The organism is Marinobacter alkalisoli (assembly GCF_045449795.1).
Taxonomy (GTDB): domain Bacteria; phylum Pseudomonadota; class Gammaproteobacteria; order Pseudomonadales; family Oleiphilaceae; genus Marinobacter.
The window spans coordinates 473115-489614 of sequence record NZ_JBJJLB010000016.1; the positions used below are offsets into that span (position 1 = coordinate 473115).

Below are 16500 nucleotides of genomic sequence, written 5' to 3' on the forward strand. Positions count from 1 at the left end.
ACCCTATTTCCTGAACATCCGCAGCATGCGCTGGGTGACGGCGAAACCGCCGACGATATTAATGCTGGTGATGAACACCGCCAACACGGCCAGTATCAGCACCAGGGGTTGCTCGCTGGATATCTGCATCAGAGCACCGATAACGATGATGCTACTGATGGCGTTGGTGACGCTCATCAGTGGCGTATGCAGTGAGTGCGACACCCCCCAGATCACCATGTAACCAACGAAGCAGGACAGCACGAAAACCGTGAGATGCCCCATGAACTCCGGCGGCGCCACCGAACCCAGGCCCAGCAGCCCGAGCCCTGCGAATGCCAGGGGTGCCAGGAAGGCCAGCGGGTGTTTCGGCCGGGGCTCCGCCTTTTCAACCTCGACCCGGGCCTTGTCGCCCATGTCGGTCTTTGGCGCCGCCGACAGGCGCGGTGCGGGCGGCGGCCAGGTGACCTCGCCTTCTTTCACCACGGTGGCGCCGCGAATCACCTCGTCTTCCATGTTGACGACAATCTCGCCGTTCTTCTCCGGGCACAGGTCGCTCAGCAGGTGGCGCAGGTTGGTGGCGTAGAGCTGGCTGGCCTGCGACGCCAGGCGGCTCGGCAGGTTGGTGTAGCCGATCAGGGTAACGCCGTGCCTGACCACCACCTGGTCGGTCTCGGTCAGCTTGCAGTTGCCACCGGTTTCGGCCGCCAGGTCGACGATAACGCTGCCCGGTTTCATGCTGGCGACCATGCCCTCGGTGATCAATTCCGGCGCCGGCTTGCCCGGAATCAGGGCGGTGGTGATGATGATATCAACGTCCTTGGCCTGCTCCGCGAACAGTGCCATCTCGGCTTCGATGAACTCGGGGCTCATGGTCTTGGCGTAGCCACCCTGGCCGCTGCCGTCCTCGCCATCGCCCTCGCCTTCAAAACTGAGCATCAGGAACTCCGCGTCCATGCTCTCTACCTGCTCCTTCACCTCGGGGCGGGTGTCGAAGGCCCGCACCACGGCACCCATGCTCTTGGCCGCACCGATGGCGGCGAGCCCCGCCACCCCGGCGCCGATCACCAGCACCTTGGCCGGAGGAATCCTGCCGGCGGCGGTAATCTGTCCGGTGAAGAAACGGCCAAAGTGCTGGGACGCCTCAACCACCGCGCGGTAACCCGCGATGTTAGCCATGGAGCTCAGCGCGTCCATCTTCTGGGCACGGGAAATACGCGGCACCGAGTCCATGGCCAGGGCGGTGACGCCACGGTTGGACAGTTCCTCCAGCAGTTCGGGGTTTTGCGCCGGATAGAGGAAGCTGATCAGGGTCTGGCCCTTGCCCAGCAGCTCAACACCATAAAAGCCCAGTTCCGGGTGTTGGCTGGGCGGACGTACTTTCATGACAATGTCGGACGAATGCCACAGTTCTTTCGGGTCCTCGATAATCTCAACACCGGCTTCACGGTACTGGTCGTCATCGAAACTGGCCTGTAAGCCGGCCCCTGTTTCGATAGCGAGGCTGAAGCCCAGCTCTTGCAGCTGTATCGCGACTTCCGGGGTCAACGCCACGCGTTTTTCCCCTTCGTCGATCTCTCTAGTAACGCCTATTCGCATCGTGTGCTCTCCACTGCGGACTACCCTTGGTAGAAGTCCCATTGTTTTTTATGTTGTTCCAGGTGGCGCTGTTGCCACGCCGAAGGTTGGGCAACCTTTTCGCACTGTACGGCAGTGACCTTGTATTCAGGACAGTTGGTGGCCCAGTCCGAATTGTCGGTGGTGATGACGTTCGCACCGCTCACGGGGTGGTGGAAGGTGGTATAGACCACACCCGGTTGCATGCGGGTACTGATTTTGGCCTGCAGCACGGTATTACCTGAGCGGCTGGTAAGGCCGACCCAGTCTCCGTCATTGATACCGCGCTCTTCGGCGTCGTGGGGGTGCAACTCCAGCCAATCCTGCTCATGCCAGGCCTGGTTGTCGGTGCGTCTTGTCTGGGCACCGACGTTGTATTGGCTGAGGATACGGCCCGTGGTCAACAGCAGGGGGAAACGGCGGTTGGCACGCTCTGTTGTGGGCACGTAGTCGGTGACCATGAACCGGCCCTTGCCAATTGGAAAGTCCTGCTCGTGCATGATCGGAGTGCCAATCGGATTATCATCGTTACACGGCCATTGGATGCTGCCGAGCTCATCCAGTTTCTGGTAAGTCACGCCCTGGAAACTGGGTGTCAGGCTGGCAATTTCGGCCATGATCTGCTCGGGATGGTCGTAGTGCATGGCATAGCCCAGTGCGTTCGCCAGGTCCTGGGTGACCTCCCAGTCGCCCTTGCCGGCCAGCGGCGGTATCACCTTGCGCACGCGGTTGATGCGTCGTTCGGCGTTGGTGAACGTGCCGTCCTTTTCCAGGAACGAGGAGCCGGGCAGCAGCACGTGGGCGAACTTGGCGGTCTCGTTCAGGAAGAGGTCCTGCACGATCAGGCATTCCAGCGAACCAAGCGCCTGTTCCACATGGTGGGTATTGGGATCGGACTGGGCGATGTCCTCGCCCTGCACGTACAGCCCCTTGAAGCTGCCGTCGATGGCGGCATCGAACATGTTGGGGATGCGCAGGCCGGGTTCGCTGTTGATCGTAACGCCCCAGGCGTCTTCGAAGGCCTTACGCGGGCCCTCCCGGGAGACGTGCTGGTAGCCCGGCAGTTCATGGGGGAAGCTCCCCATGTCGCACGAACCCTGGACGTTGTTCTGACCACGCAGCGGGTTAACGCCCACGCCTTCGCGGCCGATGTTGCCGGTGGCCAGTGCGAGGTTGGCGATGCCCATCACCATGGTGGAGCCCTGGCTGTGTTCGGTCACACCCAGGCCATAATAAATAGCGCCATTACCCGCCTGGGCATACAGCCGGGCCGCTTCGCGGACTTTAGCGGCCGGAACGCAGGTGATGTCTTCCGTCGCTTCCGGTGAATGGCGTTCGTCACGGATAAAGTCGTTCCAGGTGGCGTACTCGCTTCCGTCGCAACGGCTGGCGATGAACATGCGGTCTTCCAGTCCTTCGGTGATGACAACATGGGCCAGGGCGTTGATCAGGGCGACGTTGGTGCCGGGACGCAACGGCAGATGCAGCGCCTCGCCGCCGTGCGGTGTGTTCAGCAGGTCAATGGAACGCGGGTCGGCGACGATCAGCCTGGCGCCCTGGCGTAGACGGCGGCGCAGTTGCGAGCCGAACACCGGATGGGCATCGGTCGGGTTTGCGCCGATAACGACGATAACGTCGGATTTCATCACCGAATCGAAGGTCTGGGTGCCGGCGCTTTCACCTAGCGTCTGCTTCAGACCGTAGCCGGTCGGGGAATGGCAGACGCGGGCACAGGTGTCGGTGTTGTTATTGCCGAACGCGGTACGCACCAGTTTCTGCACCAGGTAGGCTTCCTCGTTGGTGCAGCGGGAAGATGTAATACCACCGACGCTGTCGCGGCCGTATTTGGCCTGGATGGCCCTGATGCGCTCGGCCGCGAACTGGATCGCCTCCTCCCAACTGACTTCGCGCCAGGGTTCGTCGGTGTGGTTGCGGATCATCGGCTTGGTCAGCCGTTCCGGATGGGTGGCATAACCGAAGGCGAAGCGGCCTTTGACACAGGAATGCCCGTGGTTGGCGTGGCCATCCTTGAACGGCACCATGCGCAGCACGGTGTTGCCTTTCATCTCGGCCTTGAATGAGCAGCCGACGCCGCAATAGGCGCAGGTGGTCACCACCGAATGTTCTGGCTGGCCCTGATCAATCACCGAGTTTTCCATCAGTGTCGCCGTTGGGCAGGCCTGGACACAGGCGCCGCAGGAGACGCACTCGGAATCCATGAAGTCTTCGCCCTGGCCCGCCGCGACCTTGGAATCGAAGCCCCGGCCGTCGATGGTCAGCGCAAAGGTGCCCTGCACTTCCTCGCAGGCCCGCACGCAACGCGAGCACACGATGCATTTACTGGTATCAAAGGTGAAATAGGGGTTGCTGGTGTCTTTCTCGGCCTCGAGGTGGTTCTTGCCCTCGTAACCGTAGCGCACCTCGCGCAGGCCGACGGCACCGGCCATGTCCTGCAGCTCACAGTCGCCGTTAGCGGGACAGGTCAGGCAGTCCAGTGGGTGGTCGGAAATGTACAGCTCCATCACGTTGCGGCGCAGCTTGGCGACGCGCTCGTTCTGGGTGATAACGCTCATGCCCTCGGCCACCGGCGTAGTGCAGGAGGCCGGCAGGCCACGGCGGCCTTCGATCTCCACTGCGCACAGGCGGCAGGAGCCGAAGGCCTCGAGGTTATCGGAGGCGCACAGCTTGGGAATCTGGATGCCGGCGATGGCAGCGGCGCGCAGCACGGAGGAGCCCTCGGGCACGGTCACCGCCTGGCCGTCAATGGTCAGTGATACGGTGTGGCCGGTCTCGACCGGGGGCGGCGTGCCCAGATCACGGTCAGAGCGGGTGTTCGGATCGTAGATATGCAACATGATCAGGCCTCCCCCGCCGGCGTGCGGGACGCGGTGGTGCGGTCTTGGTGAAAGTCGTCCGGGAAGTACTGCAGGGCGCTGCGCACCGGGTTAGGCGTCATGCCGCCCATGGCGCAGAGGGAGCCGTCTTCCAGGGTGTCGCAAAGGTCTTCCAGCAAATTCAGGTGGTAATCCCGCTCCTGGTTGGCGCGGATGCGGTCGATGACCTCCACGCCCCGAGTGGAACCTATGCGGCAGGGTGTGCATTTACCGCAGGATTCCACGGCGCAGAATTCCATGGCGAAGCGGGCCTGGTCGAGCATGTCCACGGTGTCATCAAACACCACGATGCCGCCGTGGCCGACCACGGCGCCAACGTCGCTGAAGGCTTCGTAATCGAGTGGCGTGTCCCACTGGCTTTCGGGCATGTAGGCACCCAGCGGGCCACCGACCTGCACAGCGCGCATCGGCCTGCCAGAGGCTGTACCACCACCGTAGTCTTCCAGCAGTTCACGCAGGGTGACGCCGAACGCCAGCTCCACCACGCCACCGCGTTCGATGTTGCCGGTCAGCTGGAACGGCAGAGTGCCCCGGGAACGGCCCATGCCGTAGTCAGCGTAAGCCTGGCCGCCTTCGGCCAGAATAAAGGGTACGGCAGCCAGTGTGAGCACGTTGTTGACCACGGTCGGCTGGCCAAAGGCGCCTTTCAACGCGGGCAACGGGGGTTTGACTCGCACTTGGCCGCGCTTGCCTTCCAGGCTGTCGAGCAGAGAGGTTTCTTCGCCGCAGATGTAGGCGCCGGCGCCGAGGCGAACTTCCAGGTGAAATGCCTTGCCAGAGCTCAACACGTTGCCGCCCAGATAACCGGCTTCCTCAGCCCTGGCGATGGCTTCGTTCAGAATCTTATGGGCAACCGGGTATTCGGAGCGCAGGTAGATGTAGCCGGTGTCCGCGCCGACGGCGAGGCCGGCGATGGTCATGCCTTCGATCAGCATGAAGGGATCGGCTTCCATCACCAGTCGGTCGGCAAAGGTGCCGGAGTCACCCTCGTCCGCGTTGCAGACGATAAACTTGCGTTCGGAATAGGGGCTGCTACCGGTGCGGGCGTCCGCATCAAGCACCGTCTGCCATTTGATGCCAGCCGGGAAGGCCGCCCCACCCCGACCGCGCAGACCGGAGGCTTTCACTTCGTCGACAATCTCCTGGGGAATCCTGGCCAGGGCTTTACGCAGGCCGACGTAGCCGCCCAGGTGAATGTAATCATCCAGCGACGTGGGGTCGATGATGCCGGCGCGACTGAAGGTCAGGCGCTGCTGACTCTTCAGGTACGGGATCTCTTCGGTCAGACCCAGATACAAAGGGTGACCTGGCTTGCCTTCGAGCATGCCCTGGTCGAGCAGCGCCGGGATGTCTTCTGGAGTCACGGGGCCGTAGGCAACACGGCCCTGCCCGGTCTCGACTTCAACCAGGGGTTCCAGCCAGAAAAGGCCTCGTGAGCCATTACGAATCAGGTCGATGTCAGCGTTCTGTTCACGGCAGGCCTGTTTCAGCGTATCCGCGACCTGGCTCGCACCGAGTGATAAGGCGGTGGTGTCTCGTGGCACAAAGACTTTAACCATGGTTGCTGTCTTCCTTTTTGTTTGCCCCTGCCTGCGCCGCCTGGATAGTGAGCGGTACGGTCTGTAGCTGGTCGATCAGGGCGTCGAAACGGGCCGGTGTGACACGGCCGTGAATGTCGTCGCCGATGCGGATCGAGGGTCCGGTGGCGCAGTTTCCAAGGCAGTAGGCGGCCTCAAGGGTGATCTCGCCATCCAGGGTGGTTTGGTGGTAGTCGACGCCGAGTGTCTGCTGGGCATGGCGTTCCAGTGTTCGGCAATCGCGAGCCTGGCAGGCTTCGGCCCGGCAGATCTGGATAGTGTGCTTGCCGGGGGCGGCGGCGCGAAAATCATGATAAAAGCTGATGACGCCGTGAACTTCTGCGCGGGTCATCTGCAGGCCTTCGGCGATGGTTGGCACAACGTCGCCGGGGATGTAGCCGAGTTCGCCCTGGATGGCATGCAGGATGGGCATAAGGGCACCCGGTTTGTGTTTCAGGCCGGCAATGATGTGGCGCACTTTGTGCTGAACGTCGGTGGTTGCGATTATATTCATTTTGGTCACCCGGAAAATTCTGCACTTGATGGGTCATTGTAATCGTGGAGAAAGCGCCGGGTTGCTCGCCTGCGACACATTCAAGCGTGGGAGCGCATGGGTGGCTGAAGCAGGTATCCGGGCCAGAAGGGGGTGGGCGGAAGAGCTGATTGGATATCGCTCTTCCGCCCTGAGGGTTACACGCTGTATTTAAGCTGTGTTTTCGCCTCCCCGTTCAACCCCTTGTACAAACTTACGCACATCAGAATCAGGATGACGGCGAACGGCAAGCCGGCGGTAACCGCACCCGCCTGAAGTGCGTTCAGTGCCTGTGCGCCACCGCCAAACAACAGGGTGGCGGCAATTACGCCTTCCATGGTCGCCCAGAACACACGCTGGGCAACGGGGGCATCCTGTTTGCCACCGGCGGTAATACCATCGATCACCAGCGATCCCGAGTCCGAGGAGGTAACAAAAAACACCAGCACCAGAACAATGGCGAGGAAGGAAATCAAAGAGGCCAACGGCATATTTTCCATCATCTGGAACATGGCGAGCGGTACTTCGGTAAGCCCACCGCTCAACGCTCCCACTTGAGCCTGGATCTGGTCCAGCGCGTTGCCGCCGAACGCAGTTACCCAGATCCCACAAACAAGAGTCGGGATAATCAATACCGCGAGCATGAATTCACGCACGGTGCGGCCCTTGGACACACGGGCGATAAACATACCAACGAAAGGCGACCAGGAAATCCACCAGGCCCAATAGAATACGGTCCAGCCATGGAACCAGGTTTCATCTTCCCGGCCTACCCAATTACTGAGGGGCAGAATGTTTTTCCCATAGGACCAGAACAGGTCAAACAGGTTGGCGAAGAAGCCGCTGATGGAACCGACGACGATGACGAAAAGCAGCAGAATGAACGCAATGACCATGTTGATGTTGCTGAGCAGCTTTACGCCGCCATCCAGACCACGAACCACTGAAAAAATGGCAATGGCGGTGATGAATGCGATCAATCCGATCTGCGTACCGATGCCGTTCTCCACGATTCCGAGGTAAGCCAGACCACTGGCGGCCTGTTGCGCGCCAAGGCCAAGGGACGTGGCCAGACCAAAGATGGTCGCCAACACGGCAACAATATCAATTACATGACCAATTGGCCCCCAGATACGGTTCCCGAGAATCGGGAAAAAGGCGGATCGAATCGTTAATGGCAAGCCTTTGTTATAGGCAAAAAATGCCAGCGAAAGGCCGACTATGCCGTACATGGCCCAGGGATGAAGGCCCCAATGGAACATGGTGGTGCCCAGAGCCATGGATTTACCTTCGGCAGTATTGGCGGCCACACCAAGCGGGGTACCGTACCAGTCGGTAAAATAGGCAACGGGTTCGGCGACGCTCCAGAACATCAGGCCAATGCCCATGCCCGCCGCAAACAACATGGAAAACCAGGACAATGTGGAAAATTCCGGTTTGGCATGGTCACCGCCAATGCGGACCTTGCTGACTGGCAGGAGAATCAACGCCAGGCAGAAAACCACAAACAGGTTGCCACCGGCCATGAACAGCCAGTCAAAGTGCTCAATCACCCAGCCGCGGGCGCCCAACAGCATACCGTTGGCCGCTTCGGTCGCGAACAGGGTACCTGCAACAAAAACAAGGATGAGTATGGCGCTGATACCAAACACCGGGTTGTGGACGTCAAACCCGGCGACTTGGATATTGTCTTGCCCGATCTGGTAATCGACGTCGTCGTAAAGACGATCAGCGTCGACTGCGGGCTGCGCACGTCTAGTCATAAGGGGGCTCTCCAGAGTAATTCGTTATTATCGGGTTGTTGTTTTTCGAGAGCCCGAGGCCATATCGAATAAGGCCTGCACGTCGGGTTTACCTGAGCATGACTACCATGCTGCCAGCCGCTCCGATCTGTCCCGGGCGAGGATTATGGTATGGCATTGCAGATCAGGCCAGAACTCCAACTGCGACATGGAAAGGGGGTTGCGTGTCTTAAAGCGGCAAGGTCGCGATATCCCTGCCGCCTCGGGAAATCACCTCACCACTCCCTCAGCAATTAGCAGCTCCATGATCGCCTCCGCCTTCTCCCGGTCCGTGCCGTCACGGATGACCTTGCCGCCCTGCCCCTGGGGTTTTGCCGTGGCCGCCTTGAACCGGTCAGCGGCGGACTTGGCTTTGACAACGTTGAGGCGCTTGGGTCTGGGTTTGGCGGGATTCTCTTGCCACTCCAACCGGGCTTCATCAACCGGTGCGTTAACCGCTACGTCATCCATCAGTCCGCGACGGGCCGGGCCGAAAGCATATTGCCGCGCCTCGGGAGCAGCATTGTCGACGGTCGCAATGAACGGCAGCGGAACGCGCAGCAGACGGCGCTGACCACGTGGCAGGGCTTGCAGCACTTCGGCAAAGCCTTCCTCCACCTTCTGGATGTCGGCGATACGGGGAACGATGGGCCAGCCAAGGTGTTCCGCCACCAGGTAAGGGACCATGCCGGAGGCCTCGCCCTGCTCGGCGTGAATGCCGGTGAGGACGATGTCCGCGGGCTGTTCCTTGAGATAGCGCACCAAAATGGGGACGGCATCCGCCCTACCGTCAGCCTTGAGCAGGGTTATTTCCGGCAAGCCCATGCCAAGGTACTGGCGGAGGCCGGTTTCATCACCACCACCGACGTGGATGAGTCGGGAAGCGGCGCCTGCCATCTTCAGACCGAGTTCAACGGCACGGGCATCCTGGCTGGCCCGCCGCGCGCGGCCGGACTTGGCATGTTGGCCAACGGAAATAAGCGAGGCGACCTTGAGGTCGGGGTTGGATAAAGAGTCAGGCAACATGACGTTCCTCCTCAGTGGATTCGGCGGGGGATGCGGCTTCCGTTCCACTTTGCCGGCCTTCAGCCAACCGCAGCAATTCAGCGAGGATGCCCTGGCTGTCACCAATCACACTCAGGTCGGCCCGTTTGATCATATCGCAGCCATCATCGAGGTTGATGGCCACCACTTTGTCGCACCGGCCGATACCCTGCATGTGCTGGATGGCGCCGGAAATACCCACCGCGACATAAACCCGCGCTGTCACCCAGGTGCCAGTGGCGCCAACCTGTCGGAAACGCGGCATATTACCATCGTCCACGGCGACCCGGCTGGCGCCTTCGGTGGCGCCAATGGCAGTGGCTACTGCATGGAACTGTTGCCAGTCACGTACCCCGTTACCGGCGGAGAGAATGAATTCGGCTTCCCCAAGGGCGATCTTACTCGGGTCAACCTCGACCTGACCGAGGTCTTCGATGTGCGGTGTTACCTTGCGAATCGATGGCAGTTCGATCGGTTTGGCTTCGTGCCGGGTCTCATCGATTGGCAGTGCGCATTCCTCCGCCAGCAGGCTGACTCGGGCCGTGGGTCGGTGCCAATCCGTCAACTGGCTGCCGCCACGACAGACGCTGTGTTCGGCATCCACTTGCCAGGCGTGCACGGCCGGACGATCGCCCAGGCGAGCGGCTAGGCGGGAGCCAAGATCGGCGCCGCCGTGGACAGAATCCGGGAACAGCCAATAACGTGGTGCGAGCTCGGATTCAACCGCCTCCAGCACGGCCAGTTTCTGTTCGGGGCAGTAACCGGTCAGCGACTGGCCGTGAACCTCGGTCACATGAACAAGGCGGTCAGCGCCTGCGGTGTCAAACGCCGCCTCCCGGGCCTCGCCCAGAGCTACGGCCACAACAGCACCCTCGCCTTCCGTGGCTTTCACCAACTGATGGGCCTGACCAAGGATATCCTTGTCATGACCGCTCAGGCGGCCGCCCGCCAGGTCGACAACCACGGCCACATAGAAATCGGGTTGTTCAACGCGATGCAACGGCAACTCGACTTCCGCCTGGGCCGAGCGGCCTTTGGCACGTGACGACAGACCGCCCGCGCCGCCGGTCAGACCGGCGCTGCGGTCGATGCGTTTGATACCATTGGGTCCGATAAAGCCAACGGCGTGGGGATTCTTACGTAACAGGCCGGTGGGGCCGCGCACCGGACCGCTATTAACGGCGATCATCTCATCATACTGAGGGTGCAGACGATTGCGCAGTATCCATTCGGTGCGCGGGTCGCGCCTTGGGATATCCGTCATCAGTGCACCTCCTCGGCAATGGGTTGGGCTGCCGGAGCGGTCGATTCGGCTGTTTCAATGATCAGGCCATCGGCCACCAGCTCGGCCAGGTCACGAATCTCGGGGCGCGGCTCAACCACGCCCTCAAGCATGGAGGTGCATTGCTGACAGGCGACGGCGATGGTCTCGGCCTCCACCTTGCGGGCGTCATCGACACGCATGTCGGCGATGCGGTGCTCCCCCGGAATGTCGGTGATGGGCGCCCCACCCCCGCCCCCGCAGCAGCGTGAACGGTAGCCGGAGCGTTCCATCTCGCTGACCTGGATGCCCAGGGCACCGAGCAAGGCGCGCGGGGATTCGTACTCACCGTTGTAGCGTCCCAGGTAACAGGGATCGTGATAGGTGACGGTACCGCCCTTGAAACGGTCCAACGTGAGCCGGCCCTGTTCAACCAGCTCGTTGATGAACGTGCTGTGGTGCAATACCTCGTAGTGGCCACCAAAGTCGCCGTACTCGTTTTTCAGCACGTGGAAGGCGTGGGGGTCCGTGGTGACGATGCGCTGGAAGCGGTACTTACCAAGCGTGGCAATGTTGTGCCTGGCCAGGGACTGGAAAGTGGCGTCATCGCCGAGACGGCGGGCGACGTCACCGGAATCCCGTTCCTCGTTGCCAAGCACGGCGAAGTCGACATTCGCGGCCTTCAGGATCTTGACGAAGGCGCGCAGGATACGCTGGCTGCGCATATCGAAGCATCCGTCGCTCACCCAGAACAACACCTCAGCGTCTTGCTTATCGGCCATCAGCGGCAGATCAAGGTCCGCCGCCCAGTTCATCCGGCTGCCGGGTTCGTAGCCGCCGGGATTGTCGGTGGCGATCAGGTTGTCCAGCACTTCGGCGCCCTTGTTCGGGGTTTCACCCCGTTCCAGGGTCAGGTGACGACGCATATCGACGATGGCATCAACATGCTCGATCATCATCGGACACTCTTCGACACAGGCGCGGCAGGTGGTGCAGGACCAAAGGGTGTCGGCGCTGACCAAGCCATCCACTATGGGCTGGTGCGGGTTGCCTTCCGCCTTGCCGACTTCTGTGCCGGGATAGGGGCTGCCGGCGTAGTTGGCATCGGTTCCCCCGGCCAGGCCCACGACCATATCCTGGATCAGTTTCTTCGGGTTCAACGGCTGGCCGGCGGCAAAGGCCGGGCAAACCGCTTCACAGCGGCCACATTGCACGCAAGCGTCGAAACCCAGCAGCTGATTCCATTTGAAATCCCTGGGTTCCGCCACACCCAGTTTGCCATCCAGATTGACCGGTTTCAGACCAGTGGAACGACCGCCGCCGAAGCGTTCCGGGCGACGGTGGAATGCCAGGTGCAGTGCACCGGCAAACGCATGCTTCATCGGCCCGCCCCAGCCCATGCCGAAGAGCATTTCGGACAGGCCCAGAGTTACGCCCACCAGCAGTACGGCCACGAGCACCCAACTCCCGAAACTCTCCGGCAGGAAACCGGACGTCAGCAAGGTGAGTAGGAAAAAAGATGCCGAAAACATCAGCAGGCTTTTCGGCAATCGCATCCAGGGCCCCCTGGAAAGACGGGCCGGTGGATTGCGGCGGCGCCGGTAGACGAAGATGGCGCCGGTGAACATGAGGGCCGTGGCGATCAGCAACGGAATGCTGAGCCAACGGCTTTCCAGCCCGAGCACGTGCACCGGTATGATCAACAGCATGGACAACACGAACCCGCCCGCCGTAGCGACGTGGGTGTTGGACATGACTTTGTCGCGCTCGACCACATGGTGTAGATCGACCAGGTAGCGGCGCGGCATGGCCATGAGCCCGGCGATGATACTTACCGGTTCGGGTTGTCCCGCACGCCAGAGCAGGACACGGCGTATGGCGCCGATAACCAGCAAGGCGAGTGCCGTGACCACGAGAGCTGGGAGCAGCCAGTCAAGGAGCATGGTGTACCTCATCGCATTGAACTTGGGTTACAGATCCTTGCACAAACGCAGTGCGTCATAGATCGCCGCGTGCGTATTCCGCTGGGACACGCAATCCCCCAATCGCCACAGGATCATGCCCTTATCGGCTTCCTTCAAAACCGGCTGGGCGTCACAGGCAAACAGGGTTTCCACATCAATCTGTCCCTTGTTGATCGAGCCGTCCTTTAGCTCGTAATACAGGGCTTCGTTCGGTCGGGTACCGTTCTCGATCACAACCTGATCGACCACCCTCTCCTCTTTCTGCCCGGTGTACTCGTTCTCCAGCACCGCGATTTTCTTGTCGCCCTCGGCGTAGACTTTTTCCAGCATCATGTCGGAACTCATGATCACTTCCCGCTCATACAGACTGCGGTAGTAGGTCGGGAAGGTGGTGCCACCGATACCGACACCGGGCTTGATGTCGTCGGTGACCAGTTCGACCTGTGCCCCCTTGGAAGCCAGATAGTCCGCCGCGGACATACCGGAGAATTCGCAGATGGTGTCGTAGACCAGGACGTTCTCGCCCGGCTCAACCCTGCCGCTGAGGATGTCCCAGGAGGACACCACCAGGCCGTCCTCGAACCCCCATTCCGGGATCTGCTCCATGAACGGAACCCCACCGGTCGCAAGGATGCAGACGTCCGGCTGAAAATCCCGTACAACTGAGGCATCGGCTTCGGTGTTGAAGCGCAGGTCGACGCCAAGGCGATCCAGTTCCAGGGCATACCAGCGGGTAATGCCAGCGATCTGGTCCCGTTGCGGTGCCTTCGCGGCAAGGGTGATCTGGCCACCGAGTTCACCGGCTTTTTCGATCAGCGTGACCTCGTGGCCGCGTTCGGCCGCGACCCGCGCCGCTTCCATGCCGCCTGGGCCACCGCCGATGACCAGCACCTTGCGGATCGGACCCTCGGTCTTTTCGATGATGTGTGGCATGCCCAGATGCTCGCGGGAAGTGGCGGCATTCTGGATGCAGAGCACGTCCAGGCCCTGGTATTGGCGGTCAATGCAGTAGTTGGCACCGACGCACTGGCGGATCTGGTCCACCTGGTTCATCTTGATCTTGGCAATGATGTGCGGATCGGCGATGTGGGCGCGGGTCATGCCGACGAAGTCGACGTAACCGGCTTCCAGAATGCGCTCGGCCTGGTTCGGATCCTTGATGTTCTGGGCGTGGATCACAGGCACGTCGACTACTTCCTTGATGCCGGCGGCCAGGTGCAGGAACGGCTCCGGCGGGTAGGACATGTTGGGAATGACGTTGGCCAGGGTATTGTGTGTATCACAACCGGAACCGACGACGCCGAAGAAATCCAGCAGTCCGGTGTCATTGTAGTATTTTGCGATCTGCTTCATGTCGTCGTGGTTCAGACCGTCCGGGTGGAATTCGTCGCCACAGATGCGAATGCCGACAACGAAGTCACGACCAACTTCCTCGCGCACAGCCTTCAACACTTCCATGCCGAAGCGCATGCGGTTTTCAAAGGTGCCGCCCCATTGGTCGGTGCGCTTGTTGACGCGCGGCGACCAGAACTGGTCGATCATGTGCTGGTGCACGGCGGAGAGTTCGACGCCGTCGAGGCCGCCTTCTTTGGCGCGCCGGGCAGCCTGGGCGAAGTCACCGATAATGCGCTGGATTTCCTCTTCCTCAATGGTCTTGCAGGTAGCACGATGCACGGGTTCACGGACGCCGGAGGGCGACATCAGGTTGGGCCAGTTTTCGCCGTCCCAGCGGGAGCGGCGCCCCATGTGGGAGATCTGGATCATGATCTTGCCGCCGTGTTTGTGCACGGCATCCGCTAGGTTCTGGAAGTGGGGAATGATGCGGTCAGTGGACAGGTTGACCGAGCTCCACCAGCTTTGCGGGCTGTCGATGGAGACGACGCTGGAGCCGCCGCAGATACACAGACCGCAGCCGCCCTTGGCCTTCTCTTCGTAGTATTTGACGTAGCGGTCGGTGGTCATACCGCCCTCGGTGGCGTAGACCTCGGCGTGGGCGGTGCTGACGACCCGGTTACGGATGGTCAACTGGTTGATCTGTAATGGTCGAAAGAGTGCTTCGAATTGGGACATGGTGGCTCTCTCTTTATTCTGTACGCAGGTTCCTAGGGCTTGCACCATCAACCAGGCAAAGCCCTGTTTACCTCCGTACTGAATTTTCTGTTTTAGTTGGCTGTATTGAAGTCCGGTGTCGGTGTCACTTCGAAGACGCCGTAATCGACGCCCTCCTCCGCGGCGCTTTGCGTTTGCACCGCCTGGGTGCGAACGTCGTATCCGAGGTCATTGGCGATCTGGTCCATGGCGCCGGCGAACCAGCCGGTGAACATGTAGTCGATCTTGCGTTCGGCTTTGCCGTAGTGGTAGACGAAGGCGGAGTGATCAAGCCGGACTCGCGCCTGACCACTGGCGATGTCGAGATGTTCAACAGTGAACAGACCCCAGCCACGTTGGGAGAGCCGCTTCATGTAGTGATCAAACACCTCACTACCTTTGAGGCCGTGCAGCGCCGCTTCTTTTTCACACCAATGCCAGGCGGACTTGTAACCAGCCTTGTAGAGAATGTCGGCGTATCGTTCAGGACCGATCTCCGCTTCGATGGCCTGGTGATTGTTGATGAAGAAGTGCCGCGGCACATACAGCATGGGCAGTGCGTCGGTGGTCCAGATGCCGGTTTCGCTGTCGACTTCGATGGGCATTTCCGGTGCGTGTGTAGTCATGGTCATTCCCCCCATACCTCGCCAAGGATGCGCAGCCAGTTCTCACCCATGAGCTTGCGGGTGAGCTCTTCGGAGAAGCCGTTGCGGAGCAAGGCGGCGGTCAGGTTCGGGAATTCACCGATGGTGCGGATACCCTCGGGGTTGACGATCTTGCCAAACCGGGTGAGCTCTCGGGCATACCCCTTGTCGTGGGTGAGCATGTCGAAGAAGGCCTTGTCCTGCCCCTGGGTGAAATCAGTGCCGATGCCGACCTGATCTTCGCCGACGATGTCGACGATGTAGGCAATCGCTTCGACGTAGTCATCGATGGTGGCGTCGACGCCCTTCTTGAGGAAGGGTGTGAACATGGTCACTCCGACAAAACCACCATGCTCGGCGATGAACCGGAGCTCCTCGTCGGATTTGTTGCGCGGATGCTCTTTCAGGCCGGATGGCAGGCAGTGGGAGTAGCAGACCGGCTTCCGGGATTCGAGGATGACTTCCTCGGAGGTCTTGCTGCCAACGTGGGAAAGGTCGCACATGATGCCGACGCGGTTCATCTCCGCGACGACTTCGCGGCCGAAACCGGACAGGCCACCATCCCGCTCATAGCAGCCGGTGCCGATGAGGTTCTGGGTGTTGTAGCACATCTGGACAACGCCGACGCCCAGGTCCTTGAAGATCTGGATGTAACCGAGCTGGTCTTCGAAGGCGTGGGCGTTCTGGAAGCCCATGATGATGCCGGTCTTGCCCAGCTCCTTGGCCTTGCGGATGTCGTCGGTGGTCCGCACTTTCATCACCAGGTCGCTGTTGTCTTCGATCAGTTCGTTAACCAGGACGATATTGTCGACCGTGGCCTGGAAATCCTCCCAGACGGAAACGGTGCAATTGGCGGCGGTCAGCCCACCCTTGCGCATGTCCTCGAAGAGTTCACGGCCCCATTTGGCGATGACAAGGCCATCGATGACGATGGAATCCTGGTGCAATTCGGTTTCGTTCATGTGACACCCCGACAGTTGATTGGTTGAGCATAGAGGGAGTGTATCCATGGGGCGTTCAACCGAGTTCACTGGAAGCGACAGGGCAAACACCAAAATCGGCAGCGCACCGAGGATGAGGAGGGGGAACACCGGGCCAGAGCCAAAACGAAAAAAAGGG

Annotated in this window: 11 protein-coding genes; all 11 read right to left on the reverse strand. The window is 60.8% G+C overall.

Annotation, left to right across the window (positions count from 1 at the left end; translation table 11 throughout):
* Positions 1-3: 3 nt before the first annotated feature.
* On the reverse strand, positions 4-1620 hold the full coding sequence (locus tag ACJO3M_RS06725; protein ID WP_504362677.1) for a Re/Si-specific NAD(P)(+) transhydrogenase subunit alpha: 1617 nt from the start codon (positions 1618-1620) through the stop codon (positions 4-6).
* Positions 1599-4451, reverse strand: coding sequence for a formate dehydrogenase subunit alpha (gene fdhF, locus ACJO3M_RS06730; protein ID WP_407000601.1), 2853 nt, complete (start codon positions 4449-4451; stop codon positions 1599-1601). The genes ACJO3M_RS06725 and fdhF overlap by 22 nt, the downstream gene beginning before the upstream one ends.
* Before the next feature lie 2 nt (positions 4452-4453).
* Entirely contained in the window at positions 4454-6049 is a 1596-nt protein-coding gene (locus ACJO3M_RS06735; RefSeq protein ID WP_407000602.1) for a formate dehydrogenase beta subunit, read from the reverse strand.
* Positions 6042-6581 (reverse strand): formate dehydrogenase subunit gamma, encoded by a 540-nt coding sequence (locus tag ACJO3M_RS06740; RefSeq protein WP_407000603.1) that lies wholly within the window; start codon positions 6579-6581, stop codon positions 6042-6044. The genes ACJO3M_RS06735 and ACJO3M_RS06740 overlap by 8 nt, the downstream gene beginning before the upstream one ends.
* A 176-nt stretch (positions 6582-6757) precedes the next feature.
* Positions 6758-8362 (reverse strand): BCCT family transporter, encoded by a 1605-nt coding sequence (locus tag ACJO3M_RS06745; RefSeq protein WP_407000604.1) that lies wholly within the window; start codon positions 8360-8362, stop codon positions 6758-6760.
* Positions 8363-8611: 249 nt separating this feature from the next.
* Positions 8612-9406 (reverse strand): electron transfer flavoprotein subunit beta, encoded by a 795-nt coding sequence (gene etfB, locus ACJO3M_RS06750; protein ID WP_407000605.1) that lies wholly within the window; start codon positions 9404-9406, stop codon positions 8612-8614.
* Complete coding sequence (gene etfA / locus ACJO3M_RS06755) at positions 9396-10688, reverse strand: electron transfer flavoprotein subunit alpha (RefSeq protein ID WP_407000606.1); 1293 nt, start codon at positions 10686-10688, stop codon at positions 9396-9398. Before etfA ends, etfB begins: the two co-directional genes overlap by 11 nt.
* Positions 10688-12628 carry a (Fe-S)-binding protein gene (locus ACJO3M_RS06760; protein WP_407000607.1) on the reverse strand — a complete coding sequence of 647 codons (1941 nt, stop codon included), beginning with the start codon at positions 12626-12628 and terminating at the stop codon, positions 10688-10690. The genes etfA and ACJO3M_RS06760 overlap by 1 nt, the downstream gene beginning before the upstream one ends.
* Before the next feature lie 27 nt (positions 12629-12655).
* Positions 12656-14719: a dimethylglycine demethylation protein DgcA gene (gene dgcA, locus ACJO3M_RS06765; RefSeq protein ID WP_407000608.1), complete on the reverse strand. Its 2064-nt coding sequence runs from the start codon at positions 14717-14719 to the stop codon at positions 12656-12658.
* A gap of 92 nt (positions 14720-14811) precedes the next feature.
* Positions 14812-15363, reverse strand: coding sequence for a DUF5943 domain-containing protein (locus tag ACJO3M_RS06770; RefSeq protein WP_407000609.1), 552 nt, complete (start codon positions 15361-15363; stop codon positions 14812-14814).
* Positions 15364-15365: 2 nt separating this feature from the next.
* Positions 15366-16343, reverse strand: a complete 978-nt coding sequence (locus tag ACJO3M_RS06775) for a dipeptidase (RefSeq protein ID WP_407000610.1) — start codon at positions 16341-16343, stop codon at positions 15366-15368.
* Between the last annotated feature and the right edge of the window lie 157 nt (positions 16344-16500).